The sequence below is a fragment of the Paenibacillus chartarius genome, from assembly GCF_042432825.1.
Taxonomy (GTDB): domain Bacteria; phylum Bacillota; class Bacilli; order Paenibacillales; family NBRC-103111; genus Gordoniibacillus; species Gordoniibacillus chartarius.
The window spans coordinates 16,364-39,200 of sequence record NZ_JBHLWN010000082.1 but is presented as its reverse complement, the minus strand read 5'-3'; the positions used below and the strand labels follow the sequence as shown (position 1 = coordinate 39,200).

Genomic DNA, 22,837 nt, shown 5'->3' with positions numbered 1-22,837 from the left:
GGCCAAGGTCTCAGGCCTTTGCGCCTTGGACCAGGGAGGTTCTGTCGATCGCTTCCGGCTGTTTTTCCATCCAACCATGATTAACCAGAATGTTGTAACATAAAGCGCCGGCCTGCATCGCATGGTTGAATACGCCTTTGTAGTTGAGAATGATGTCCGATCTTAAGCTGGAGCCTAATGCAGCACCATAATAAGATAGAGCCGCGTTTACTAATAGCGCTGCGTGAAACATCATCAATTTGTCGGAGAACGGGCCAACGGTGGAATCGGTGATATCGGAATCCCAGCTTCTGGGGGTGGGCAAGTTGTCCTGTTGCAGGATAGCGTTAAGGGATTCTGCGTCCTTCCCCGCTAATTTCACGTTTTTCAACATAAACTTACGAACCTCTTCCGACTCTGCCACTTGACTGAAAGCCAGACTCAGCGACCTGACAAACCCCGTTTTCTTTGAATTAAAGAAAAGATTCGTGATCTCGGAAGCATTCAACGGTCTCTTGTCTCCAACTAAATTTGACAGGAATCCCGTGGAATCTACGAATTCGATCCCATGGGGCGATGGAACGGATGGAACACTTGAAAATTCCGGCTGATGTTTGGCCAGATCATCGATCTTTTGGAACAGCTCTTTAGATTCCGCTATGCAATTGAAAAAATGATCTTGAATATCCCGCCGTGCCGAGTTTGTAAAAGCCAAGCTATAGGCGGTTAGCCCATGGATGGTCATCACATTTGAGTAGTACAGCATGAACCGGTCGGAAAACAAACGAGGGGCAGTCAGATTCACATCCTTCTCCGTAAATCCTAGCGGTATTTCAAAATCATTTGCGTTCAGGAATCCGGTGATTTTCTTGATATGGCTCTCGGCGAACTGTAATGCGGACTCCAGAATGGATTGTATTTGTTCGTCTTCAATGATGTTCAGAAAATATTTATATACATATATAGCCATACTGTCGCTTAAATACTGGTGCCAAAGAGCGGATACTTCCGCGGCAGTAAACGGTATGCTCTTGGTGCTGTTCATGATTCGGGTCAGGGCTGATTCTAGTTCGGAATTCGAAATGCCGGATGTCGATGTCAGCTCGATGAAACGGGTCAATAGCTCGGGTACTTCCGAGACGGCCATATGATGTCGGGTTGCTTCGTCGATCATATGGCTCAGTAATGTATGGATTTCGGAATCGCTGGTCCCGGCAAGGCTCTTATCGTGAATAAGTTTTGCACTGACTTCCGATAGTTGGAGCTGGTTTTGTTTTATTTGGCACAAGAATCGGTCAACACGCTCAGCTAATTCAGCATTAGTTAGGCTAGCCGTTGCATGATGCAAAGCGTTCCCTCCAAATCGCAGCCTTTTTCGTTCGTTTCGGGTATTTTGCGGTATTTTCTGAGGACTATACGCATCAATTGGACAAATTTAGAGGTGTTGCTAGTGGACGGGCTGAATAGTCGGCAGCGGCATCATGCGAAATGCGGGGGGACTTTGTTCATACGACCGAATTCAGCGATCGCGCAAGGGAAACCCAGCTTAACACAAAAGCCTGCACAGTGGCAGGCTTTCCTTCTACCCAATATCTCACCTTACAAAAATCGGGTCCGCATACTGCAGCGGCAGCGGCTCCTCACAGGGCAGGCCGCTGTCGTACGTGCGGTTGCCGATGAGCCCGGCCAGTTCGCGGCGGGCCTCTTCCGCGGCGGCAGGATGCTTCACGGTCCAATAAGACAAAGCCGTCCGCAAAATGTGCTCGCCCTCCGCCATCGCGTCGTCCCACATATCCATGATGGAAGCCGTAGAGACGACGGCCATATCCGACGGATGACGCCATTCGCGCCGGGCTTCGTTGAGGAAGTCTGCGGCGGGCGGGCGGCGCTTGTAGGCGAGCGGGGCGATGCGGCCGAGCGTCAGCAGCGTCTTCAGGCCGGACGGGTCGTGGAACAGCCGATGTGCTCGCACCATATCGAGGTATGCCTGCTGCCAATCCGAGCTGTCGTAGGGGCCCGTTAACTCGGGATAATAAGCGGACGCCGTCGCCGCCAGCATATCCGTTACGCTGTCCGGCAGCGAAGGGCCGTTGTAGATGAGCTTCCAGGCCGGAAAGCGCCACGTTTCGATCCCCCGCATACGGTGCACGAGCAGCGTGTCCATTGCGACTTCGAACCGCTGGTGATCCCATTTTCGATATCCGCTGCGGTAAAACACATACGGATGCATCGTCCGGTCCAGCACATGGTGGGTGAAGAAGCCGAGCACATAGCGCGCCAGAGCCGAATCCGCTCCATGCTCCCGGGCTTTGTCGGCGAAATCCATCAGCACCGGCCCGCAATGCCGCTCGTGCATAGCGCTGCCCAGCTGCGTCATCGAGCCGCGCTGCCACGGCAGGAAGCGGTGGAAGAACAGCAGGTCCGGTCCCTGGCAGCCAAGGCGGTACAAGTTCAGCTGCCCCGCCGCCTCCAGATCGAGCCGGAAGCCGAGCCGCCCGGCCAGCGCTTCCCCGAACAATACGTGCGTCCACAAATTAGGCATGGCTTGCTTGCCCTCCAGCCGGCTGCCTCATGTATTCCTCGGGCGTCTTACCAATAACCGCTTTAAACTCCTTAATAAAATGAGCCTGATCATGATACCCCAAATCCATCGACAGCCGCAGCCAATCGTGCGTTTCGCCCCGATCGATCAGCTCGGCTGCGTTCTGCAGCCGGTAGAGCCGTATGATCCACTTGGGACTGACGCCGACATACTGCTCGAAGAGCCGCTGCAGCTTGCGCTTATGGATGAAGAAGCGCTCGCAAAGCTCATCGACCTTCGTGAGGCCGTGATCGGCCTTGACTTGCTCGATGATTTGATGAATGAGCTCGACGTTATCGTCCGGCTTCGGTAATCTCTGAACAATAATGTTCTCCATATAGGCCGCCATTCGATTGTCATCGTTCATCGTCAGCAGATCGGCCTCTAGGGCGGCGCCGGCCGCCGGGAATACGTTCGACACCGGTATCGGCCGCTCCGCCAGGCTGTCCATCGGTTTGCCGAAGAACGGATAGAAGCCGCCCGGCCTGAACTTGACGCCGAAGACGCAGCCTTGACCGGTAAGCTCCTTCGCATATTTGGCCTTCGCCGCGCCATAAATCAACGTTCGGCCCGGCTCGACGACGAGGTTGACACAGGGGTTCGGGACGACCTCCTGCCGATGGGTGAACGGCTCGGGAATGTTCCAACGCACGATCCAGTAATGCAGGACGAATCGGCCTGCTTCCGGGGAAGGGGCGACACGGCTCAATTGAAACCGGTCCCCGCTGCCGGCCAGCTTCAGTACGCCCATGCTGGGCATAGGGGAGCTTGCATGCACAATGTTCACGCTCCTATTGTCGCGTTTTTACAATATGTTTCCGTCTCGGGCTGCTATAGTAATACTATCACATCCGCAGGGACAAGGAGCGCGAATTATGGAGCAGAGGGATTTGAAGTATGAATTCTATATCGGAGCGGCGCCGGAAACCGTCTGGAACGCTCTCGTCTCGCCGGAAGGTACGCGGCAGACGTTCTTCGGCAGCGTCATTCATTCCACTTTCGAGGCGGGCGCTCCGTATGAATATATCGGACCGGGCGCGGAGGGGCCGGATGTCGTCCATGTGTACGGCACAATCCTCGCTTATGAGCCGAACAAGCTGCTGAGCATGACCGAGCACCCGGGGGCAACATACGCTGCCGACCACGAAACGCGTACGTCGCGCATTACATACACGCTGGAGACGATGGGCGGCTGCACGAAGCTGACGCTGGTGAACGATCAGTGGTCGCCGGACAACGCCTCGTACGAGAACGCCGAGAAGCATTGGTGGATGATATTGAGCAATATCAAGACGCTGTGCGAAACAGGCAAGACGCTGGATTTTGGATGGTAGGGGGAAAACGGCTGGGCGGGGATGAACCGTCTGGCTGTTTTTTTGTTGCCCTATTACAATGGACTGAAGATGGTGTTGAATTTTGTTTCCGGGCGCGGAGCGGTATGGAGCGGGGGCAAGGCGGAGGAAAGGCAACCGGGACTTGCTCTTGTCGTGCACGAGGGGAATGGCCGTGGACTAGCTGGAAATGCTCCCTCTAATTACAGGCAAAAAAACCGAAATGAGGCATCTAGACGGAAAAACTCCCCCTAACTTCGGCCCAATCTACGATTTCCGTCAATTGACGCAATTTTAGGCGGAGGTTTTCCATTTAAGATGGAAAAAACCGACGTTTCTATTGCAATTAGCCGGAGAAATTCCGCATAGCATAGCAGGTGTTTTACTGAAGAAAGATGGCGGAGATGAGGCGGGGGCGAACCAGAGTAAGCTGCGGCATTTTCAACTGTCGGGTCGTTGTCCGGTATGCAATCGTCCTTTCACTATTGAACATTTGATTTTCGAGCATGAACGGCTCTTTGTGCTATAATGCATTCCATATTAAGTCATAAGGAGCGATCGCCACATGGATTTTATCCTGGACAAGCTGGAAACGAAAATCGAGCTGTACGAGGCGTATGATATCAAATCATTGGAGCGGATCATCGAAGAGCAGATCGACAAAAACAAAGCGCTCCTGCTGGAGGTCAAATCCGTCCAGCACCAAGTCACGTTTGACCCGAACCGGAGCAAGCTGCTGTATACGGCGCTCGTCCATTTTCAGCTGAAGACATCAACCTGATATACATGGGCGACTGACGGGCAGCCGGCTTCACGCTTCATGCTCCATCCGCGTTCAGAACACTACCGCCTGCGGTCAGTCGACTCCGCTGCACTGGCCGCTCACGGTCACCTGCTAACCTCCACCTCCCCAAAGTTCTTACGGTCAGCGCCTTACATCCCACGCACCTTTCTCGGTCGGCACACCAAGGCCGCCCCCATGCACGCGATCCCTCCGAACCCCCGGCACTCTCCCCAGTGAATTTGGGCAGAACAGTTACGTTGCTGCCAAAACGGAATATACTGTTACCGAGATAGACCGATATCACGCTTCTCCCTATACGCAAGACCAGCGATTTTACCGACTAAATAAGATTTTGAAATAAAATCAAGGTTATCCTATGGTCATTGTGGGGATTTCGGAGTAGAATGAGGATATACAATTGGGTAGAGAGAGAGGTTGAAGGAGCTGTGTGGGAGACTTGGATTGCGATAGCCATTGCGCTGTTCTTCGCCATGAACATCGGCGCCAGCGGTGCCGCCGCTTCGATGGGCGTCGCTTACGGCAGCGGTGCGATTAAGAGCAAGCTTGTCGCTTTATGCATTGTGGCCGCAGGTGTGTTCTTGGGCGCTTATTTGGGCGGCGGCGAGGTGGTCAAGACGCTGGGGTCGGGAATTATCCCTTCGTCCTTGCTGACGGTGCATCTCGTCATCATTATTTTGCTGTCGTCTACGATCACGTTGTTCGGGGCCAACCTGCTCGGCATTCCGCTGTCAACCAGCGAGGTGACCGTCGGCGCCGTCGTTGGCGTAGGGGTTGCCTATGAGAAGCTGTTTGTCAGCAAGCTTCTCGTCATCGTATCGTTCTGGTTCATCCTGCCGGTGATCGCCTTCCTCTTCGCCTGGGGAGCGGGCTGCATCATTCGCCGCCTGGAACGCAGCAACCCGAAATGGAGGGGCGAAGGGAAAGGCTGGTGGACGAAGGCGTTAATGCTGCTTGTGGCGCTTGCCGGCTTTACGGAAGCGTTCTCCGCGGGGATGAACAACGTAGCGAACGCCGTCGGACCGCTTGTCGGCGCCGGCCTGATGGGTACCGGCAGCGGCGTGTTCTGGGGCGGCTTGTTCGTAGCGGCCGGTGCGCTGCTGCTGGGCGGCCGGGTGCTGGAGACGAACGGGAAGAAGATTACAAAGATGTCGCTGCTGCAAGGCATTACGATTTCCGGTACCGGAGGAACGCTTGTCATTATTTCCTCGCTGCTCGGCATGCCGGTTCCGCTGACGCAGATTACGACAACGGCGATACTCGGCATCGGATCGGCGGATCACGGGTTCCGGCTGTGGCAGAAGGGGATCGTGACGAAGATCTTGAAGGTATGGCTCGTTTCCCCGCTGCTTTCGATGGTCGTCTCCTTCACTCTTGTGAAGCTGCTCGTCGAACCGGCTCCGTATTTGATCGTCGTCATGGTCGGCGTGCTCGTTTCGCTGATCGGCCTGAAGAGTCTGTACGATTCCGAGCAGGCGGAGAAGCGCTCCTTCAACGAAGAGGGCGCCGGTATTTAATGCAGCAAGCCGATGAAGGAATCGCGATATACGCAGTGCCTTTAATGACGCTCCGGCCGCCTGGGCCGGGGCGTTATTTGTCTGTGGAAAGGCTCCGGGTCAAAGAGCGTATCTTACCGCTTCAGAGCTTCAACATTTCGCTTGGCGAAATACTCGCTCTGCTTGGCGTGGTTAGCTTCTTCTTGCGCAGGGTCATGCTTTGTGGAGAAAGCTTCGAACAGGAGCTTATCTTATCATTTTCTTAAGATTAAGGGAATGAATTCCTTTCAGCGTTAAATACAGATATAATAGTCGTGTTGGATGCTTGCACTGGCGAATACCTTCGAAGAGGATGGGAACGGACATGCACGTCAAGCTGAGCAGACGCAAACGATGGATGGTAGGGGCGTGGCTGACATGGGAGCGCTTGTTCCATACATGGTTTGGAGTAAAGCCTATCGATTCGGCGAGTCCGTTGTTTTATTATCGGGTATGTAAGTATAAGGGGCAGGATATCGTTTTTCCCGATCATGAACGGATCGTTTCGGGCGATAAGGTGGTTGAGCTCCACTTCAACAATCGGATGCTGGTCGGTTTGGGCGTCGAGCTGCCTTCGATCGTACAGCTGGCGGCCCGACTCATTCACGATACGAAGCATATTTTGCCCGTCATTGCCGAGAGAATGGAGACGGAGCCGGAGTTTGCCGGCGCGAAGGGTGTCTACGGCATTACGATGATTCACCGGGGGACGCAGCGGCTCGGCTTTACCGTGCTGGATTTGCCGGCGGGTATGTTTCGCATGATGACCCAGATATATTTAACGGCCTTATTGTATGTTATTCATCCGGAAGGCAAAGAGCGGTCGCAGACGAGCAAGGTGCGCTTCGAGCCGAAACTGCTCGCTATCTCCGCGAAGCAATTGATGCAACAAAAGAACGAGCATGTGCGTAGATAGTTGCAAGGAATGCCATTCTTACTGAGACAAGGGAGGATTGCCCGTGTGGAATCCACACGTCATGATTCTGACAGCAAGTTACGGGGACGGCCATCTTCAAGTATCCAATGCACTGAAACAGCGGCTCGCACAATATGGGATTAAGAACGTGCAGATCGTCGATTTGATGAAGGAAGCGCATCCGCTGCTCAATTCGATTTCGACCAAGCTGTATTTGAAGAGCACGGTAACTTCGCAATACGGCCTCGACTATTACGGGTGGAGCTATTATGTCACGCGGGATACGCGGACGGACGGCTCGATCGGCAAATATTTCAATTATCTTGGCAAAAGAAAGCTGAAGGCGCTCATCGAGCAGACCCGCCCGGACGTCATCATCTCCACGTTCCCGTTCGGCGCGGCTGCGGATATCGGGCGCGAGCTCGGGATTCCGGCTTGCGTAGTCATTACGGATTACGCACTGCACATGCGCTGGACGCATCCCGATACGGATCGCTACTACGTGGCGACGGAAGAGCTGAAGACCGAGCTGCTGCTCAAGCGGGCGGCGACGGCAGAGCGGGTTAAAGTAACGGGCATTCCGATTCGGCCGGCGTTTCTGGAAGCGAGTGCTTCCGGCTGCCGGTACCTCCCGGGCTGGAACCCGTCCAAGCGGCTTGTGCTCATATCGGCCGGCTCGTACGGTGTGCTTCATCATATCGAGGAGCTGGCCGACAGGCTGCGGCATCAGGACCATTGCGACGTTGCGATCGTCTGCGGGCGCAACCAAAAGATGGAAAATAAGCTGAAGCAGCTGTTCGCCGGCAATGAAGGCGTTCATGTATTCGGCTATGTGGAGCATATTCACGAGCTGATGGCGCTCTCCACCTGCATAGTTACGAAGGCGGGAGGCATTACGCTGTCGGAGGCGCTGGCGCTGAAGCTGCCGGTGTTCATTTATAAGCCGTTCGCCGGCCAGGAGAAGGAGAACGCGAAGTATTTTGCCGAGATGGGGATGGCCCATGTGGCGGCGAACATCCATGAGCTGGAGGAGCAGCTGCATCGCTTCCTTTCGGACTCGGCCGTGGCGTATGGGATGAAATCCCGGATGGCCGCGGTCCATAAGGGCGATGCGGCCGACCTGATCGTGAAGGACGTGCTGTCCATGGTGTCCTTGGAGAGGGAGAAGCTGGCATCGGTATAAAGCGCATGGGCGCTTAGGGAACCTATGATTGAGGTGAAGGGAATGGAAGTGCCGAAGCAGCGCAATTTACGCTGGATCAGCGGGATCGGGCTGCTGTTGATTATAGGGTCCTGTGTGTATTATGCATATTTGCTTCATATCGGGGAAGCACAGCGGCTTATGGCTTTAATTCGGGATTACGGGCTGACGGGCATCGTCGTCGGTATTGCCGTACAGGCGCTGGTCAATGTGCTGCCGGTGCCCGGCGAGTTCACGACTATTGCTCTCATGGAAATTTACGGACCGTTATGGGGCGGCTTCTATTCGTTCATCGGGGGCGTAATCGGAGCGCTCGGCGGGTTGTATTTGAGCAAGTGGCTGGCGAAGCCTCTCTTCGGAGACATGCTGGAACCATACAAAATCAAAGTCGAAGAGTGGCTCCACAAGCGGGAGACGCTCGGGCTGCTGATCATCCGGTTCCTGCCGCTGGTGCCGTATCATTTTGTCAATTATGCCGCGGGACTGCTGAAGGTCAACATGTGGACGTACACGTGGACGTCGGCAGTCGGCCTCATTCCGTACACGATCGCATTCGCGGGGCTGTTCGAGGGGCTTCGGCACGGCTCGCTGATTTGGGGAGCGATCGGCGGCGCGATCTTCCTCGTGCTCGGCGCAATCAATTGGATGGCCAAGAAGCGGAAGCAGAAGGCCTCCGGTTAAGCTTTGTGAAAATGAAGTCCGCCCCCGCCCGCAGCGCTTTGCGGCGCGGTGTGCGGGCTAATGAAGGGAGTGAGGGGTTTGGACGATTTATTCTTTTTTTCATTAATCGTACTAAGCATTTATACCATTATTCCTACTATTCTGATTCGCGTGTTCGGCTTGGGTGCATACAAAGAGGCGAGCGGCCAGCAAGGCGTTGCGCTGACGTTCGATGACGGACCGGACCCGCAGTACACGCCGCAGCTGCTCGATCTGCTGCAGCAGTACAACGTGAAGGCCACGTTCTTCGTCTTGGGTTCTAAGGCGGAGAAGCATCCGGAGCTGATCCGGCGCATGCATCAGGAAGGACACCTGGTCGGCGTTCATAACTACGTGCACCACACGAACGGGCTCATGAGCCCGTGGAAGGTACGCGGCCAGCTGCGCGATTCGATTCGCACGATCGAGCGGATCATCGGCGTCAAGCCGATTCATTATCGGCCGCCTTGGGGCGTGTTCAACTTGTTCGATTTTTTCTTGTTCCGGAAGTTTCGCGTCGTACTGTGGTCCCTTATTGTCGGCGATTGGGTTAGCCGCGGCGGGTCGGAGCGTATCAAGCAGCAGCTGCTGAAGAAGCTGAAGAACGGCGACGTGATCGTCCTGCACGACAGCGGGCAGACGTTCGGGGCCGATCGGGACGCACCGGCTCACATGCTGCAAGCGCTGCGGGAGTTTCTCGAGGAAGCGTCCAAGCAAGGCTATGCGTTTAAACGGATTGACGAGCATTTGGCTGAACCGGCCTGATTCGATACGATACATGCGAAGAGACCGACCTGAATGGGTCGGTTTTTTGGTGTTTTATGCGTCCTAACCGGGCAGATGACCAGTCAAGCGATTAACGGACGTCATACATTGTTATCGTAAGTGCACTTCCTTAGGAAAAGGGGGCTTCCACGATGGCATTCGCAACGGCAGCAGCTGCAGCAGGTGCAGGTATCGGTGGCGTTTTCACTTCGACGGCAGCAATTCTGGTTCTGTTCATTCTGCTCGTAATCGTTAGCCGCACTTTCTGGTGCTAATCCAGATGGCCGCCAATTGGGAAGGCCGGCTTCTGCCGGCCTTCTTTTACTATGCAGAAACCTCGTGTAGCTATACATAAATTGACAGTCCGCAGCAGCCGGTTGGGGCATGAACGGAACGTGCAACCCTGCCCCTTATTTGTACGTCTGGAGGAGAGCAGGATACGCCTGAAAGGACGATACATGATGAGATTTCGTCATTGTACATGGCATTTGATATTGCTTCTCGCGGCGGGCTGCGCAGCTTCTCCGGCTGTGCCGGAACATGGGAAGGGGCCGGAAGAGATCCCGCCGATGGCAGCAGCATTAACTTCGCCGGCAGAATCACCGGCAACGCTTTCATCGGTACCGCAGCAACCGGCAGCTCCAGTCAAACCGGCGACCGCGGAATCCGTAATTCCACTCCGCTGGGTCGAAGCTCCTTCTCCGGCACCTTTGCCGCCTGCCCGCACAAGCGACCTTCAGCATGGTGTGGCGATGGTGCGCGAGCTGACGCTGGAGGGCCTGGGGGCAGCTGTGTACTTGTATGAACATCCGGAAGATAAGGACCATGTATACGGCGTATTGAGTCTTAAGGATGGTATGGCGGCAGAGCTTGGGCCTGTTGCCGGCTCCGTCTATTTAGAGGGTGTCGAAGCGGATAGCCTCACTTTGTTCGGGAAGAGGATGATTCGAATCCGAGGTGCCGTAGGCGCCGCCGCTGCCGTGACCCGATACATCGCTTGGGATGAGGGGCAGCCGCCCAAGCTGGAGTTGCTTGTTGAAGAAGGACATGCCGCCGAGCTTGACGTCGACGGGGACGGAAAGCGTGAAGTTATCGCTTCCGGCGGAACGAACCCCGCTATCGTATTGTACAAGCAGAACGTCGACGGCGCCGTGCTTCGAGCCGAACTGAATGAACCGCTGAAGGCGGACTCCGTCACCGTGACGGAAGAAGGTGTCTTCGAAGCGATGTCGGTTTCGTCGCCGGATGTGCGATTGTACCGGCTCGCGTCCGAAGGGCTCCGGCTTACAGCCGCATACGATAAAGAAACCTACCTTTCAAACCGCACATCCCGCCGTTAAAGCCGGCTCCCGGGATAAACCCGGCGAGCGACGGCGCCTGCGGCGGGGAATCCCCGAAAGCAGCCGCCCCCCGGGAGCAGCTTCAATACGAAGCTTACGGCGGGCGCAGCATGCAGCTTGATGCAAATGGCGCCGTTCCGAGCTTGGTTCAACTCGGGACGGCGCCATTGTACCGGTTACGGTTGTTCTTCTTCCTGGTTGCCGATTTCGACCCGGTCGGTGGTGTCGATGACACCGCCGGTCCGATCGTGTTCGCCGGTATCCTCGTACAGCGTTGTGATGTCACCGTCCGTTTCCGGAGTGATTTGCTCGTTGGGCATCGTTCCGCCAGCCTCCTTCCTCGGCAGCATTTCGTCATGATTTCATTAGGTTGTCCCGGCCGATCCTTCGATTATACGGGAGTAGCATGGAATAATTTGCGCGAAATGGACGAAAACTAAAGGAATAACTGTATCAGTTTGGGAGGCCTTTAGACGTGGACGCATGGTCGCAGGATATTCATATTTGTTTGCATAGCGGTGAGGATGCGGAGCGATACGAGGGGGCGAGCGTGCCGCCGATTTTCGAAAACACCCATTTTGTGTTCCCGACGTTCGAAGAATTCGTTCAGGCGCACCGCAATGAAAGCGAACGTTATGTATACTGGCGAGGCACGAATCCGACGGTGCAGATCGTAGAACGGAAGCTGGCGATGCTGGAGCGGGGCGAGCGCTGCAAATGTTTCGCTTCGGGTATCGGGGCTATGGCGGCGGCGCTGCTCAGCTGCGTGCAAAACGGCGATCATGTAATCGGCGTCGGTCATCTGTACGAGGAAACGAAGAAGCTGCTCGCATATATCGAGCGGTTCGGCGTGACGCATTCCATCACCCGAACGACGAACGTCGATGAGATCGAACGGACGATTCAGCCCGGGACCAAGGTGATTGTTATGGAAAGCCCGACGTCGCTGACGTTCGAGCTGGTCGATTTGAGGCGTGTCGCGGAGCTTGCGAAGTCGCGCCGGGTCACGACGATCGTCGATAACACGTGGGCGACGCCGCTGCTGCAGAAGCCGCTGGAGCTTGGCATCGATATCGTCGTTCATTCCGCCTCCAAGTATATGGGCGGTCACAGCGATTTTCTCGGAGGCGCCGTGATCGGCGGCGAAGCGTTCATCCGGAAGCTGTTCGATCATGAATATTTGCTGCTCGGTGCCGCGCTCGCGCCGCTCGAGGCGCGGATGCTGCTGCGCGGACTGCGGACGCTTCCGGTGCGGCTGCAGGCGCATCGCGACGGCGGCATGAAGGTGGCGCAGTTCCTCGAGGATCACCCGGCGGTCGCTGTCGTCCGCTATCCCGGACTGCATTCGCATCCTCAATATGAGCTGGGCTTGCAGCAGATGCGCTGGACGACGGGACTGCTCGGCTTCGAGCTGAAGGAGGCTTCTTACGAATCCGTGAAGAAGGTGCTGAACCGGCTCAAGGTGTTCCGGATCGGTTTCTCTTGGGGCTCCTACGAGAGCTTGGCGATGTCGCCGAATTACGGAGATAATGCCGCACAGCTCGCAGCGGAAGGTATCGGGCAAGGGCTTATCCGTATCTCCGTGGGCCTGGAGCCGGTGGAGGAGCTGCTGGAGGACTTGAATCAAGCTTTACAATAAGAGAAAGGCCGAACTCAACGGGGGTTGAGACCTCGGCCTGCTTGTTTTGCCGCACGATATTACCAAGACGTCCAGTAGGATTGGAACGCAGGGCCCTTCGGTCCGGTGGACGCGGTTGTTTCCCCGAGCTCGCCCCACAAGCCGCCGTACAGGATAAAACGCTGATTGTTAAGCGGATATCCCGCTTCGCCGACGTTGACGACATTGTTTCGCGTTACCCATTGTTTGCCCCATAGCGTCTGATCGGAAGGAAGCACGGTGCCCCGGTAATGACTTCCGACGTTGTTATAGCTCGCATGCGAGCCGATCGCGGAATAGACGACAGGATGCGTGTATTCGCCGGTCAGCTTCTGCTGATCGGAGCCGACCGTACCGCTGTGATTGGCGAAAATCAGCTGAGCCTTGTCATACCGCTTGCCTTCGTTATCGTGCGCTGCATAATACGCGGAGTGAAACGTCTCGTTGCCGTAAACCGTAACCGTAATATGTTCCCAATCGCCCTCATGGTTTAAGTCGATGCCCGCTACTTCCGGAGAATCGTTATAAGGGTAGAAGAACCAGTACTGGATGTCATAGCCTCCGGACAAGTAGGAGCTCTTCTTGACGTGAGCGTAAGCTTTCCAATCCGCGGGATTCGAGGAGCCGCGATGAACGGTGCTGTCGAAGCCGTTCGTATTCGGCGGCTGCAGGAAAAATCCTTCGTCGGAGAACGTATTCCGCGACTGACTGGAGCGTACGAGGTCGTCGTTATGAGAGCAGAACGGCCAGCCTCCCTTCGTGCTGTGAGATTGCTGGGACAGGTTGGATTGCGTGACGGAGCCGAGCCCGAGGATGGCGTCGTCGCTGCATCCGCCATCGTGATGAAAGCGCAGGGCCACCCGGCTCAAATACCAGTCAACATTGGCGGGCAGACTTGTTTCGTCCCGGTGCAAGGAGACGACCGGGGCGAATTTCAGCATCAGGCTGTCCTCGAGAGTGTCCTGGATGCCGTCCCGGTCCGCGTCGCCGGGGGTTGTCGTAGGGGTCTTCGGCGGCGGATCGTCGGGATCCGTCGGATAGTCGCCCTCGTCCCGGGGCAGCATGGCGTGCACGGACGGCGTGCTCGCGGGCAAGACGGCGATGCCAAGGACCAAGGCGGGAATAAGCAGGAGCGGGATCGCTCGCTTTGACAGAAAACGAAGCATCGACATTCGAATACCTCCTACTAGGCTGAAGATGAAGCGGAGGGGCTTAGGGCGTGCTGACGCCGGTAAAATAACCCTTGATCTCCGGGGCGGCCGAGATGGCGGAATGCCGGATCGGAACGTGAGCTGCTGAGTGAAGTGTAGAGCTGGAAGATGGTGGAGCTGCAGTTTCTTTGCGGATCTTGCTTGCACGGTTACGCAAGGAGCGAACGTGAACTTGCATAGCTTGGCGGATTCCGGTCTCGGGGCCGATATTCAGTATACCGGGGACGGAAGCGGCGGAGTAGCTGCTCTGTTCCCATGTCGAGTCACGAAGCTTGGCGGGAGCCGAACGTGACTCGGCATGGGGAGAAAGCACGATTGTTCGCGGGGAAGTTAATGCTCCTGCAGGGCTTGCGGCGGAACAGGGTCCGAGTGCTGTGTGCCTTGCTGCATGCGGATCAGCTGTTCGCGGACTTGCTCCGCATCGGCTTCGCTGACGGAGACGCCCTGCTGCCGGTTCAGCAGCATAGCGAGGTCAACGGCGGCATCAGGCTGCTTCGTATATACATGTACGCCGGATTCCTCCTGATCGACTGCATAGCGCTCCGGTTCCTCGAGGCTCCCCAGCAGCTGCCGGGTGGCTTCCGCGTCCTGCCAACCGCCGGAAATCCGGTATATGTCTTCGCCGCGGGCGTCCTCATTCCGGATGGCGATGCCGACCCGGCCTAAAACAAGATGCTCCATATAGGTTGCAACTCCTTTCTGCCAGTTACCGTCAGTATGTGTGGGAACGGACAGTTTTATCATGCCCGATTGTTCTTTATAATGAATGTATGAAAAGAGGTGCCGATATGGATCGTATACATGAGATGGCCGAGACCTTCAAGCTTCTCGGGGACAAGACGCGCCTGACGATCCTTGGACTGCTGCGCGAGCGTTCGCTGTGCGTTTGCGATATTGTTGAACTGCTGGGCATGTCTCAGCCTGCCATCAGCCAGCATCTGCGCAAGCTGCGGTCCGGCGGGTTAGTCCGGGAGGAGCGGCGCGGTCAATGGATGTATTATCACCTTGCGGCGGAGAATGTGCCTTATGTACTCGAGGTGCTGAGGCACGTGCCGTCCTTGCAGGAGATGCTGGAGAAGCAGATTTGCAAAACGGGCGCATGCTGCTGAAGTCCAGCTATAATGGTTGAAATGAAAAAGTACATCCACACGGGTCGCCGGCCGTCAAGGTCCGGAACGGTTCATGTGAATGTACTTTTGTTCGTTAAGGGGCTGTTTACCCTGCAGGCTCAGCGGCTCTTGCCTCCGGCGGAAATGAGCTCCTGCCGCGGCTTCCTGCGAGCGAGGCCGCGGGCGGCCGTTAAGGCCAGCACGGCGGCAATGGAAGTCACATACATGATGCGAATGCCGGGGCTTGCCGAGTCCGTGCCAAGGAAAAAGCCGTGAATGAACGCCATCGCGAATACCGGATACGCGCTTAGATGAATGGCCAGCCACAGCTTCTTGCCGAGGCGCGTCTTGATATCCGACGTGAAGATCAGGATCAGCAGTCCGTAGCCCGCTAAAGTGCCCAGCCCGGTCAGCACCGGTCGGTGTGCGGCGGTGAACGGAATGAGCACCCCGCTCCAGTCGAACGGCATGTACGTATCGATGACCGGCGCGACGCCGTGCAGCAGTCCGATTGCAGTGCCGCCGTTCGTGAGCCAGGTATGAAGCTTGTACAGGCTGGCCTTGGTTTTGCCGTTCCAATGGGGAAACCCGTATACGATACCCAGACATAGGCCGGCCGTCAGCAACATGTAAGAGATGATGCCGAGATAGCGAATGATGTACCACGTAGGTGCGTTTGCCAGCCAGTCGAGCATAAGGTTCACCTGCTTTCAAATTTATCGATAGGAATATGAAGCCATCTGTCGCCGAAGGAGCTTGAATCGCCGAAGCCGATGATGTGCCGGTCTTCCGTGAAGATGACGGCCTCATACTGCCGCGTTCGGGTTCGCATCAGCTGGAGCCCTTCCGTAAGGCCAAGGACGCACAGCGCTTTCGACCAAGCTTCGCATGCCGCCGCATCGGGGCCCGCAACGGTGCATTGGACGACGCGGCTGGCGGCGGACATGCCTGTTCGCGGATCGATCAGGTGATGCATGATCCCCCGATCGGTCGTCCATGAGCGGCCCAACGTGCTCGATGTTGCGGCAGCACCGCTGCGAAGCGCCAGGACGCCGGTGTCCCGGTGCGGCTCCCACGGGTTCTCGATGCCGATAAACCACGGCTCGCCTTCATCCTCGGAGGGGCACCAGGAGGCCAAATCTCCGCCGACATTCACGACCCCGGCGCCGATCTCGAGCCGGTCGCGCAAGTAGCCGGCCAGCTTCCCGGCCGCCCAGCCCTTCACGATGCCGCCCAGATCGAGGCGGGTGCCTCTTGGAAGGCGGGCGGATTTCATTACCGTGTTCAGCTCGATGCCGGCGGAAGGCTGCACAGCATCTTGTGCCGGAGGCACCCGGTACTCCGTCCGCTCCCGGAGCCGCTCGAACGAGACGTTATAACCAAGCCGTTCGAGCGGATGAAGCAGCAGCGGATGAAAAGCGCCGTTCGTCTGCTGGCGGTACGCTTCGGCCAGCTGCAGCACCTCGAACATGACATCAGATACGAGGCAGTGCTCGCCGGCTTGCAGGTTCAGGAACTGCAGCTCGCTCTCCGGCAAGAACCGGCTGAAGCGTTCCTCCACTTGGGCGAACCAATCGTCCGCCGTTTCTTGGACGAGGTTCATCGTTTCTGCGTCCGTCCTGCACAGCACTTCGATGTGCGTGTTCATGGCGCGGATCGACAAGGAGCGAAGCTGGTGATCTGTATCGGGTTCCATCATCGGGTAGTTCCTCCTTTCGTGATGCGGTTGTTACGATCTGGTCGTCCTCGTTTGCGTTCTTGTGCCGGGTACGGCCGGCTGCGCGTCCTGGCTGCTTGGAGCTTGCTGGAATGTGGACCCGCTGCTGCTGCCATTGCCGCTACTACGGCCGCTGCCGCTAGTGCTGCCACTGTCACCAGGCATTGCGGGCGCCGGGCTTGTGACGCTGCCGTCGCCGGGAGCAGCCGGGGCTGTGCCGCCGGCGCTGCCCTGCCCGCTCCCCCCATGCCGCATGCTGCCGGCCTGGCGCCGCCCGCCTTCGCGCCGAGGCGCCGCCAAGCTGCCTTCGGTTCCGGCACCGTTCGTAATCGGATCGGTAGACTGGACGGCGGCCTGGGGCGCATTCGCTGCGGTGCCGGCATGGGACTCGACCGCATTCGCATAAACGCTGCTGGATTTCACTTCGTTAAATAGAACGGCGATGCCGATCGCTGCCGCTGAGCCGATCTGCCATTTCAGCCATGGATTTCGTTTCATCGGTGTTTGCCTCCCCTGTTTGTTCATGCTATGGTTCCATTATGGATGCCGTAGCTGAATCATCCTTGACCGCGGGCTGAAGATTCGCTGAAAATAAAGCTGGGCGCCGCATTGCGAGAGACATTCAGCGGGCGTTCAGGCTGGGCTCAGCGGCGTTTCAGTACGGCGAGGCATACTTACGTATATACGACAACCGTTGATTATAGGGGGCTTACTCGAAATGGCGACACCGACTAAAGGAATTCGCATCTTGCTCGTTGACGACGAGCCGAACATTTTACAATTTCTCGAGTTGGGTTTATTAAATGAAGGCTATGACGTGCAGACGGCGCCGGACGGAATGACCGCATTCACGATGGCCAAGCAGTTCCAGCCGCATGTGGCGATTCTGGACGTGATGATGCCGGGGATGGACGGATTTGAAGTGTGCCGGATGCTGAAGAAGCTCGGCAGCATTGCCGTCATTATGCTGACGGCGCGCGACGAGGTCGACGACCGCGTGCGGGGCCTGACGCTGGGAGCCGACGATTATATGGCCAAGCCGTTCTCCTTCGAGGAGCTGCTGGCGCGCATTCAGGCGCGGATCCGCAATCAATTCCCGAATCTGCTCGAGGAGCATGCGATCGGCCCGTTCCGCGTGGATGACCGGCGCAAGGAAATCAGCTATATGGACCGGGTGCTGGAGCTGTCTCCGACGGAATACGAGCTGCTGAAGTTTATGGTCATTAACCATGGGCTCGTCCTCAGCAAGTCGATGATTCTCGATAAGGTGTGGGGCTACGATTTTGGCGGCGAGGAAAATATCGTCGAGGTCTACATTCGCTCTCTTCGCGAGAAGCTTGGCGATAAAGAGCACAAGGTGATCCGTACGCTGCGCGGAGCCGGGTATCGGGTGGATTTGTCATGATCGGGCGGCGGCGTTCCCGGCCGCGTTCTCTGCGGATGCAGCTTTTGTCGCGTTCGCTGCTTGTGCTGGCGGTGCTGCTGCTGTTTATCGGCGTGTTTCAATATGTTCTCATGCGTGATTTTATGTACCGGAATCGTGCGCAAAGTGTGCAAAGCCAAATTGTGTCGATCGGCCGCGAGCAGTGGCTGGCTGCCATTATCGGTAATTCCGGCGGTACGGAAAGCCGCTTCGGCGGAATGCTGCGCGGTCCCGGCGATGGCGACGGACCGAACGGCGGCAATGGCGGAGCAGGACCCGGCCCCGGGGGCGGTCCCGGAGGAGGGTATGGCGTACCGCGCCAGCCGACGATATTTTTCCCGGATTCCAGTGTCCTGTTTGTCGGTGCTGCGAATGAAGGGAAGGTTGTGCTGGCCAACAACCCGTTCACCGATTCGCCGCCGCCGGAGCTGTCGCAGCAGCGGTACGAGCAAGCGCTGAAAGAAGGACGCAAGCTGAATTACTTCATTGAGAAGGATAGCCGCAACCACGGGCAGCTCGTCGTTCTTCAGGCGCTGGAGCAGCGGGGCCGATTGTTTGGCGTTGTGCAGGTGGCCGTGGATACCCGGTTGATGAACGATGTGCTCTTGCGGCAGCTGTTTATTTTCCTGGGTCTGTCGGTGTTGGCGCTGGCGGGCGGGATGCTGGCGTTTCTGCCGGTGCTGCGGCGCACGCTGGTGCCGCTCTCCAAAATGGTGCAGACCGTGGAACGGATCGATGCGGGCAATTTGGACGAACGGTTTCCTGCGCAGCAGGGGCAAATCGAGGTCGACCGGCTGGCGGTGTCGTTCAACGGCATGCTGGAGCGGATCGAGACGTCGTTCGAAGCGGAACGGGAAGCGAAGGAGCGGGCCCGGCGGTTCGTCGCCGATGCTTCGCACGAGCTGCGTACGCCGCTGACGTCGATTCACGGCTTTTTGGAAATCTTGCTGCGCGGGGCGATGCATCAGCCGGAGCAGCTGAAGCGGGCGCTGACGAGCATGTATGGAGAATCGGAGCGCATTAACAAGCTGGTGCAGGACCTGCTGCTGCTCGCCAAGCTGGACCGGACGCCGGAGATCGAGCTGAAGGAGGGGCGGCTGGGCGAGGTGCTGCACGAGATGGAGCCCCAGCTGCGCCTGCTCGCGGCACAACGCGAGGTTATCATAGAGCTGGAAGATCGCGGGCAGTGCCGGTTCGACAAGGACAAAATCAAGCAAGTCGTGCTTAACCTGTTCCATAACGCGGTACAGCATACGGATGCGGAGAGCGGCCGGATTGCGCTGACGCTCCGCCGGGCGCGGGACGGGGACGGTGTGCTGCTGAGCGTGCGCGACAACGGGGCCGGCATTCCGGCGGAGCATGTGCCGCGTATTTTCGACCGGTTCTATCGCAGCGATTCGTCCCGTACCCGCCGGAGCGGAGGAGCGGGTCTGGGCTTGTCGATCACGAAGTCGATTGTGGACGCTCATCAAGGCAAGCTGTGGGTGGAAAGCACGGAGGGGGCGGGAAGCGTGTTCTATGTGGAGCTTCCGGCTGCAGCCGGAAGTCCGCTCGAATAAAGGACGGATTCGGGGTACGGAGGGTCAAGCGCAATGGCCAGTATTTTGGTAGTCGACGACGATGCGAATTTGCGGGAAATGATGGCGGTGCTGCTGCGGCGCGAGGGCTTCGCCGTACGGGAGGCGGACAACGGCCGCGAGGCGCTGGAGGAGATGGAGCGGTCACCGGCGGACCTTGTGGTGCTCGATATTATGATGCCGGTGATGGATGGCTGGGAGCTGTGCCGCGAGCTGCGCCGGCTGTACGCCGACCTGCCGCTGCTGATGGTAACTGCGAAGAGCGAAACGAGCCAGAAGGTGAAGGGCTTCGGCCTCGGTACGGACGATTATTTGGTGAAGCCGTTCGATCCTCAGGAGCTGATTGTGCGGGTGAAGGCGCTGCTGCGCAGGTACAAGATCGCCGCCGAGAAAATGATTCGCCTCGGCCGTCTTCGCCTCGACAAGCTGAAGCGCAGCGTTACCGACGGGACGAAGACATGGACGCTGCCGCTGAAGGAGTTCGATTTGCTGTATCAGCTGGCGAGCTATCCGGGTCAAATTTTCATGCGGGATCAGTTGATAGAGGCGGTATGGGGCATCGATCACGACGGCGACGAACGAACGGTGGATGTGCATATCAAGCGGCTGCGGGAACGGTTCGAGGAATGTACGGATCAGTTCCGCATCGCAACGGTGCGCGGCCTCGGGTACCGATTGGAGCTGACGGGCGAATGATTCGAACGATTTATTTGAAGCTCGTGCTGAGCTTCATTGCGGCTGTGATCGGGGGGCTGGCGGCGTCGTTTTTCGTGACTACGGCCTTGTATAAGGATCGGATCGCCGCATCCGTGCAGCAGGGCATATCCGCTAACGGGAATGTAATGTCGAGTGTGCTGAACCGGTTATCCCCGGAGGAGAGGGAAGCGTTCATCGGCGATATCGCGCGGACGCAGCATTTCACGATCTGGATGTTCGACGGGCAGGGACGCTTAATCGCGCGCTATGGCCAAGACTCGGGCGAGGAGGCCGTTGCGCTGGAGCTGGCCGAAAAGGCCGGGGGAAAGACCCAGTTCAGATCGCGGGGATTTCTGCCTAATGTTCGCAATATTTATTTTGGCGTTCCTCTGCAGACGGGTGAGCAGGCCGTGTATCTCGTGTTTCATCCGGATTACGCGCATGAAGTGACGAATTTCGATGAGATGATGCGGACGCTGCTGCTGATTGCTTTAGGCTTCGGGAGCCTGCTCATTATCCTGGTCGCCCGCTATTTGGTGAAGCCGATCCGGGAGCTGACGACGGCGACGAAACGGATTGCCCGCGGCGAGTATGATATCCGGCTGGAGACACGGCGCAAGGATGAGCTCGGCGTCTTGTCGGCAAGCTTCCAGTCGATGGCCGGGGAGCTGAAGCAGCTGGAAGAGATGCGGCAGGAATTCGTTTCGAATGTGTCGCATGAGATCCAGTCGCCGCTCGCCTCGATTGCGGGCTTTGTGTCGATTCTTCGTTCCGATACGCTGGGGGAAAAGGAGCGTCAGCGGTATTTGGGCATTATCGAAGGGGAGAGCCGCCGCTTGTCCCGTTTGAGCGAAAATTTGCTGCGGCTGGCGTCGCTGGATTCGCAGCGGCATCCGTTCCAGCCGGCGGCGTTCCGCCTGGACCGGCAGCTCGGCAGGTCGGCGGTGGCGCTCGAACCGCTGCTGACGGCCGGACGGCTGGACCTGGTCACGGAGCTGCCAAGGGTGACGTACGTCGGAGACGAGGAATTGCTCAGTCAAGTATGGCAAAACCTGCTTCACAACAGCATCAAATTTACGCCTCCCGGCGGCGAAATCGCTATATTGCTGGAGCTGCGGGTCAAGGACGTCGTCGTCACCATCCGCGATACCGGGATCGGGATCGCGGAGGAAGACCGCCGGCGCATGTTTGAACGGTTTTTCAAGGCGGACAAGTCGCACCGGCGCGGGCCGGAGAGCGACGACGGCGGTCGCGGTGACGACGGCAGCGGCGGCGTTGTAAGCAGCGACGGCAGCAGCGAGGGGATCATTGCCAGCGGAAGCGGGCTCGGACTTGCGATTGTGAAGCGGATCGTTGATCTTCACGACGGCGAGGTGCGTGTGGAGAGCGAGCCGGGCCGGGGCACTAGCGTTATCGTAACGCTGCCGAGCAGATCGATGTCTGCGGGCGGCGGGTCAGGGCAAGCCTTCGGCTCCGGCGAAGCCTAGCGCCGGTTCTGCTCCATCCACGCTGTGGCCCAATCGACGAACGGCCGTTGCTCGATCAAACGAACCTCGGCGTCGCCAACTTGATAAACCGGGATATTGCGGGCCAGCTCGTACTCTCTGCCTAGCCGAACGAAGTCGCTGTCGTCCATCACCTGAGTGGCGTAGGCAACCCATTTCCGGCTGCCGTTAACCAGTATGGCGCTGCTTTCGTTCGCGTACCTCTTCCCTGGGAAGCGAGCCCGCGTTTCCGCCAAATGCAGGGAAGTGTTTTTATCATAACCGACACCGATTAACAGCACTCGGCCGTTTAGATGATACAGCTTATCGAGAGGGGAGCCTTCCCCGAAAATATTGCGTAGATCATGATGTGCGGTCAGGTGCTCGGCATACCTGCCTACGGCTGCAAAGGAACGGGCAGGGTGATCGGATCTGTGCGCCCCCGGCCATTTGCGAAGCATCTCGGCCGCCGCCCCCATACCGACAGCGGGAGTAATGTTCTTGTCGTAAGCCGGCCAGTGCTCCCGTATGGCTGGCCAGGCTTCGGCAGGCGCTTCCCAATGCACGCCTGTGTCAGGGTCAAGATTTTTCCATGTCTGGGATGGCATCATGACGGTGCCCTCTTCTCCGACGACTTCAAGCAGCGAGCGAATGAGCGTTTCGGCTCCGCCAACGACATAGCCAAGCTTGCTTAGCGATGTATGGGCAAGAACGGTTTGTCCTTCCCCCAGGCCGCAGCTTTTCCATTGGCGGATCAGGTCGGTTTTCGTCAGAACGGTTTTCGTCTGCTTCGATTGCTCGATTACGGTCATTG

General features: G+C 57.5%; 27 protein-coding genes. 17 read left to right on the top strand and 10 right to left on the bottom strand.

What is annotated here, in order from left to right; genetic code table 11:
- Positions 1-10 precede the first annotated feature (10 nt).
- The 3 genes from ACFFK0_RS22360 to ACFFK0_RS22350 form a co-directional block, all read right to left on the bottom strand.
- Positions 11-1,327, bottom strand: a complete 1,317-nt coding sequence (locus ACFFK0_RS22360) for a DUF3231 family protein (RefSeq protein ID WP_377472587.1) — start codon at positions 1,325-1,327, stop codon at positions 11-13.
- Positions 1,328-1,573: 246 nt separating this feature from the next.
- On the bottom strand, positions 1,574-2,521 hold the full coding sequence (locus ACFFK0_RS22355; RefSeq protein WP_377472585.1) for a zinc dependent phospholipase C family protein: 948 nt from the start codon (positions 2,519-2,521) through the stop codon (positions 1,574-1,576).
- Positions 2,514-3,338, bottom strand: coding sequence for an AraC family transcriptional regulator (locus ACFFK0_RS22350; RefSeq protein ID WP_377472584.1), 825 nt, complete (start codon positions 3,336-3,338; stop codon positions 2,514-2,516). Before ACFFK0_RS22350 ends, ACFFK0_RS22355 begins: the two co-directional genes overlap by 8 nt.
- Before the next feature lie 97 nt (positions 3,339-3,435).
- Between ACFFK0_RS22350 and ACFFK0_RS22345 the strand changes: the two genes are divergently transcribed.
- The 10 genes from ACFFK0_RS22345 (at position 3,436) to ACFFK0_RS22300 (ending at position 11,149) form a co-directional block, all read left to right on the top strand.
- A complete protein-coding gene (locus tag ACFFK0_RS22345) occupies positions 3,436-3,894 on the top strand; it encodes an SRPBCC family protein (RefSeq protein ID WP_377472583.1) in 459 nt (152 codons plus the stop codon).
- A 562-nt stretch (positions 3,895-4,456) separates the two neighbouring features.
- Positions 4,457-4,672: a DUF2536 family protein gene (locus ACFFK0_RS22340; protein WP_377472582.1), complete on the top strand. Its 216-nt coding sequence runs from the start codon at positions 4,457-4,459 to the stop codon at positions 4,670-4,672.
- 449 nt (positions 4,673-5,121) lie between these two features.
- Positions 5,122-6,210, top strand: a complete 1,089-nt coding sequence (cysP, locus tag ACFFK0_RS22335; protein ID WP_512700678.1) for a sulfate permease — start codon at positions 5,122-5,124, stop codon at positions 6,208-6,210.
- A complete protein-coding gene (locus ACFFK0_RS22330) occupies positions 6,210-6,455 on the top strand; it encodes a hypothetical protein (protein ID WP_377472581.1) in 246 nt (81 codons plus the stop codon). Before cysP ends, ACFFK0_RS22330 begins: the two co-directional genes overlap by 1 nt.
- A gap of 98 nt (positions 6,456-6,553) precedes the next feature.
- A complete protein-coding gene (locus ACFFK0_RS22325) occupies positions 6,554-7,144 on the top strand; it encodes a YkoP family protein (RefSeq protein ID WP_377472580.1) in 591 nt (196 codons plus the stop codon).
- Between the two features lie 43 nt (positions 7,145-7,187).
- Positions 7,188-8,327: an MGDG synthase family glycosyltransferase gene (locus ACFFK0_RS22320; protein ID WP_377472579.1), complete on the top strand. Its 1,140-nt coding sequence runs from the start codon at positions 7,188-7,190 to the stop codon at positions 8,325-8,327.
- Positions 8,328-8,351: 24 nt separating this feature from the next.
- The gene (locus ACFFK0_RS22315; RefSeq protein ID WP_377472578.1) at positions 8,352-9,026 is read left to right on the top strand and encodes a TVP38/TMEM64 family protein; all 675 of its coding nucleotides are present in this window, start codon (positions 8,352-8,354) and stop codon (positions 9,024-9,026) included.
- 78 nt (positions 9,027-9,104) lie between these two features.
- Complete coding sequence (locus tag ACFFK0_RS22310; protein ID WP_377472577.1) at positions 9,105-9,809, top strand: polysaccharide deacetylase family protein; 705 nt, start codon at positions 9,105-9,107, stop codon at positions 9,807-9,809.
- A 152-nt stretch (positions 9,810-9,961) separates the two neighbouring features.
- Positions 9,962-10,084 carry a YjcZ family sporulation protein gene (locus ACFFK0_RS22305; protein WP_377472575.1) on the top strand — a complete coding sequence of 41 codons (123 nt, stop codon included), beginning with the start codon at positions 9,962-9,964 and terminating at the stop codon, positions 10,082-10,084.
- Between the two features lie 183 nt (positions 10,085-10,267).
- Positions 10,268-11,149, top strand: a complete 882-nt coding sequence (locus ACFFK0_RS22300) for a hypothetical protein (RefSeq protein WP_377472574.1) — start codon at positions 10,268-10,270, stop codon at positions 11,147-11,149.
- A gap of 176 nt (positions 11,150-11,325) precedes the next feature.
- On the opposite strand, the gene ACFFK0_RS22295 is transcribed toward ACFFK0_RS22300, so the two are convergent.
- Positions 11,326-11,469, bottom strand: coding sequence for a hypothetical protein (locus ACFFK0_RS22295; RefSeq protein ID WP_377472573.1), 144 nt, complete (start codon positions 11,467-11,469; stop codon positions 11,326-11,328).
- A gap of 155 nt (positions 11,470-11,624) precedes the next feature.
- Between ACFFK0_RS22295 and ACFFK0_RS22290 the strand changes: the two genes are divergently transcribed.
- Entirely contained in the window at positions 11,625-12,788 is a 1,164-nt protein-coding gene (locus tag ACFFK0_RS22290) for a trans-sulfuration enzyme family protein (RefSeq protein WP_377472572.1), read from the top strand.
- Between the two features lie 59 nt (positions 12,789-12,847).
- Here ACFFK0_RS22290 and ACFFK0_RS22285 read toward each other — a convergent pair whose 3' ends face one another.
- Complete coding sequence (locus ACFFK0_RS22285) at positions 12,848-13,978, bottom strand: Vps62-related protein (RefSeq protein WP_377472571.1); 1,131 nt, start codon at positions 13,976-13,978, stop codon at positions 12,848-12,850.
- Positions 13,979-14,183: 205 nt separating this feature from the next.
- On the opposite strand from ACFFK0_RS22285, the gene ACFFK0_RS22280 reads away from it, so the two are divergent.
- On the top strand, positions 14,184-14,309 hold the full coding sequence (locus tag ACFFK0_RS22280) for a hypothetical protein (protein WP_377472570.1): 126 nt from the start codon (positions 14,184-14,186) through the stop codon (positions 14,307-14,309).
- Positions 14,310-14,347: 38 nt separating this feature from the next.
- Here the strand turns inward: ACFFK0_RS22280 and ACFFK0_RS22275 are convergent, their stop codons facing one another.
- Positions 14,348-14,698, bottom strand: a complete 351-nt coding sequence (locus ACFFK0_RS22275) for a hypothetical protein (protein WP_377472569.1) — start codon at positions 14,696-14,698, stop codon at positions 14,348-14,350.
- 107 nt (positions 14,699-14,805) lie between these two features.
- Here ACFFK0_RS22275 and ACFFK0_RS22270 point away from each other — a divergent pair, with 107 nt between their 5' ends.
- On the top strand, positions 14,806-15,126 hold the full coding sequence (locus ACFFK0_RS22270; RefSeq protein ID WP_377472568.1) for an ArsR/SmtB family transcription factor: 321 nt from the start codon (positions 14,806-14,808) through the stop codon (positions 15,124-15,126).
- Positions 15,127-15,245: 119 nt separating this feature from the next.
- Here ACFFK0_RS22270 and ACFFK0_RS22265 read toward each other — a convergent pair whose 3' ends face one another.
- Genes ACFFK0_RS22265 through ACFFK0_RS22255 form a run of 3 tightly spaced genes read right to left on the bottom strand, consistent with a single transcriptional unit; the run spans position 15,246 to position 17,341 of the window.
- A complete protein-coding gene (locus ACFFK0_RS22265; RefSeq protein WP_377472567.1) occupies positions 15,246-15,821 on the bottom strand; it encodes a ferric reductase-like transmembrane domain-containing protein in 576 nt (191 codons plus the stop codon).
- 5 nt (positions 15,822-15,826) lie between these two features.
- Positions 15,827-16,825, bottom strand: coding sequence for an FAD:protein FMN transferase (locus tag ACFFK0_RS22260; RefSeq protein ID WP_377472566.1), 999 nt, complete (start codon positions 16,823-16,825; stop codon positions 15,827-15,829).
- Between the two features lie 30 nt (positions 16,826-16,855).
- Complete coding sequence (locus ACFFK0_RS22255; RefSeq protein ID WP_377472565.1) at positions 16,856-17,341, bottom strand: hypothetical protein; 486 nt, start codon at positions 17,339-17,341, stop codon at positions 16,856-16,858.
- 220 nt (positions 17,342-17,561) lie between these two features.
- Between ACFFK0_RS22255 and ACFFK0_RS22250 the strand changes: the two genes are divergently transcribed.
- The 4 genes from ACFFK0_RS22250 to ACFFK0_RS22235 are packed head-to-tail and all read left to right on the top strand — an operon-like array spanning position 17,562 to position 22,026.
- Positions 17,562-18,248 carry a response regulator transcription factor gene (locus tag ACFFK0_RS22250; RefSeq protein ID WP_377472564.1) on the top strand — a complete coding sequence of 229 codons (687 nt, stop codon included), beginning with the start codon at positions 17,562-17,564 and terminating at the stop codon, positions 18,246-18,248.
- Positions 18,245-19,825: a sensor histidine kinase gene (locus tag ACFFK0_RS22245; RefSeq protein ID WP_377472563.1), complete on the top strand. Its 1,581-nt coding sequence runs from the start codon at positions 18,245-18,247 to the stop codon at positions 19,823-19,825. Before ACFFK0_RS22250 ends, ACFFK0_RS22245 begins: the two co-directional genes overlap by 4 nt.
- Positions 19,826-19,858: 33 nt before the next feature.
- Complete coding sequence (locus ACFFK0_RS22240; protein ID WP_377472562.1) at positions 19,859-20,539, top strand: response regulator transcription factor; 681 nt, start codon at positions 19,859-19,861, stop codon at positions 20,537-20,539.
- Complete coding sequence (locus ACFFK0_RS22235; RefSeq protein WP_377472561.1) at positions 20,536-22,026, top strand: sensor histidine kinase; 1,491 nt, start codon at positions 20,536-20,538, stop codon at positions 22,024-22,026. The genes ACFFK0_RS22240 and ACFFK0_RS22235 overlap by 4 nt, the downstream gene beginning before the upstream one ends.
- Here ACFFK0_RS22235 and ACFFK0_RS22230 read toward each other — a convergent pair.
- Entirely contained in the window at positions 22,023-22,835 is an 813-nt protein-coding gene (locus ACFFK0_RS22230; RefSeq protein ID WP_377472559.1) for an AAC(3) family N-acetyltransferase, read from the bottom strand. The two genes, ACFFK0_RS22235 and ACFFK0_RS22230, sit on opposite strands and share 4 nt — an antisense overlap.
- Between the last annotated feature and the right edge of the window lie 2 nt (positions 22,836-22,837).

Coding starts and splice junctions, on each gene's coding strand:
- ACFFK0_RS22355 (WP_377472585.1), bottom strand. CDS start 2,521: ATGCCTAATTTGTGGACGCACGTATTGTTCGGGGAAGCGCTGGCCGGG.
- ACFFK0_RS22345 (WP_377472583.1), top strand. CDS start 3,436: ATGGAGCAGAGGGATTTGAAGTATGAATTCTATATCGGAGCGGCGCCG.
- ACFFK0_RS22340 (WP_377472582.1), top strand. CDS start 4,457: ATGGATTTTATCCTGGACAAGCTGGAAACGAAAATCGAGCTGTACGAG.
- ACFFK0_RS22330 (WP_377472581.1), top strand. CDS start 6,210: ATGCAGCAAGCCGATGAAGGAATCGCGATATACGCAGTGCCTTTAATG.
- ACFFK0_RS22325 (WP_377472580.1), top strand. CDS start 6,554: ATGCACGTCAAGCTGAGCAGACGCAAACGATGGATGGTAGGGGCGTGG.
- ACFFK0_RS22315 (WP_377472578.1), top strand. CDS start 8,352: ATGATTGAGGTGAAGGGAATGGAAGTGCCGAAGCAGCGCAATTTACGC.
- ACFFK0_RS22305 (WP_377472575.1), top strand. CDS start 9,962: ATGGCATTCGCAACGGCAGCAGCTGCAGCAGGTGCAGGTATCGGTGGC.
- ACFFK0_RS22300 (WP_377472574.1), top strand. CDS start 10,268: ATGATGAGATTTCGTCATTGTACATGGCATTTGATATTGCTTCTCGCG.
- ACFFK0_RS22295 (WP_377472573.1), bottom strand. CDS start 11,469: ATGCCCAACGAGCAAATCACTCCGGAAACGGACGGTGACATCACAACG.
- ACFFK0_RS22285 (WP_377472571.1), bottom strand. CDS start 13,978: ATGTCGATGCTTCGTTTTCTGTCAAAGCGAGCGATCCCGCTCCTGCTT.
- ACFFK0_RS22275 (WP_377472569.1), bottom strand. CDS start 14,698: ATGGAGCATCTTGTTTTAGGCCGGGTCGGCATCGCCATCCGGAATGAG.
- ACFFK0_RS22270 (WP_377472568.1), top strand. CDS start 14,806: ATGGATCGTATACATGAGATGGCCGAGACCTTCAAGCTTCTCGGGGAC.
- ACFFK0_RS22265 (WP_377472567.1), bottom strand. CDS start 15,821: ATGCTCGACTGGCTGGCAAACGCACCTACGTGGTACATCATTCGCTAT.
- ACFFK0_RS22260 (WP_377472566.1), bottom strand. CDS start 16,825: ATGATGGAACCCGATACAGATCACCAGCTTCGCTCCTTGTCGATCCGC.
- ACFFK0_RS22255 (WP_377472565.1), bottom strand. CDS start 17,341: ATGAAACGAAATCCATGGCTGAAATGGCAGATCGGCTCAGCGGCAGCG.
- ACFFK0_RS22250 (WP_377472564.1), top strand. CDS start 17,562: ATGGCGACACCGACTAAAGGAATTCGCATCTTGCTCGTTGACGACGAG.
- ACFFK0_RS22245 (WP_377472563.1), top strand. CDS start 18,245: ATGATCGGGCGGCGGCGTTCCCGGCCGCGTTCTCTGCGGATGCAGCTT.
- ACFFK0_RS22240 (WP_377472562.1), top strand. CDS start 19,859: ATGGCCAGTATTTTGGTAGTCGACGACGATGCGAATTTGCGGGAAATG.
- ACFFK0_RS22235 (WP_377472561.1), top strand. CDS start 20,536: ATGATTCGAACGATTTATTTGAAGCTCGTGCTGAGCTTCATTGCGGCT.
- ACFFK0_RS22230 (WP_377472559.1), bottom strand. CDS start 22,835: ATGACCGTAATCGAGCAATCGAAGCAGACGAAAACCGTTCTGACGAAA.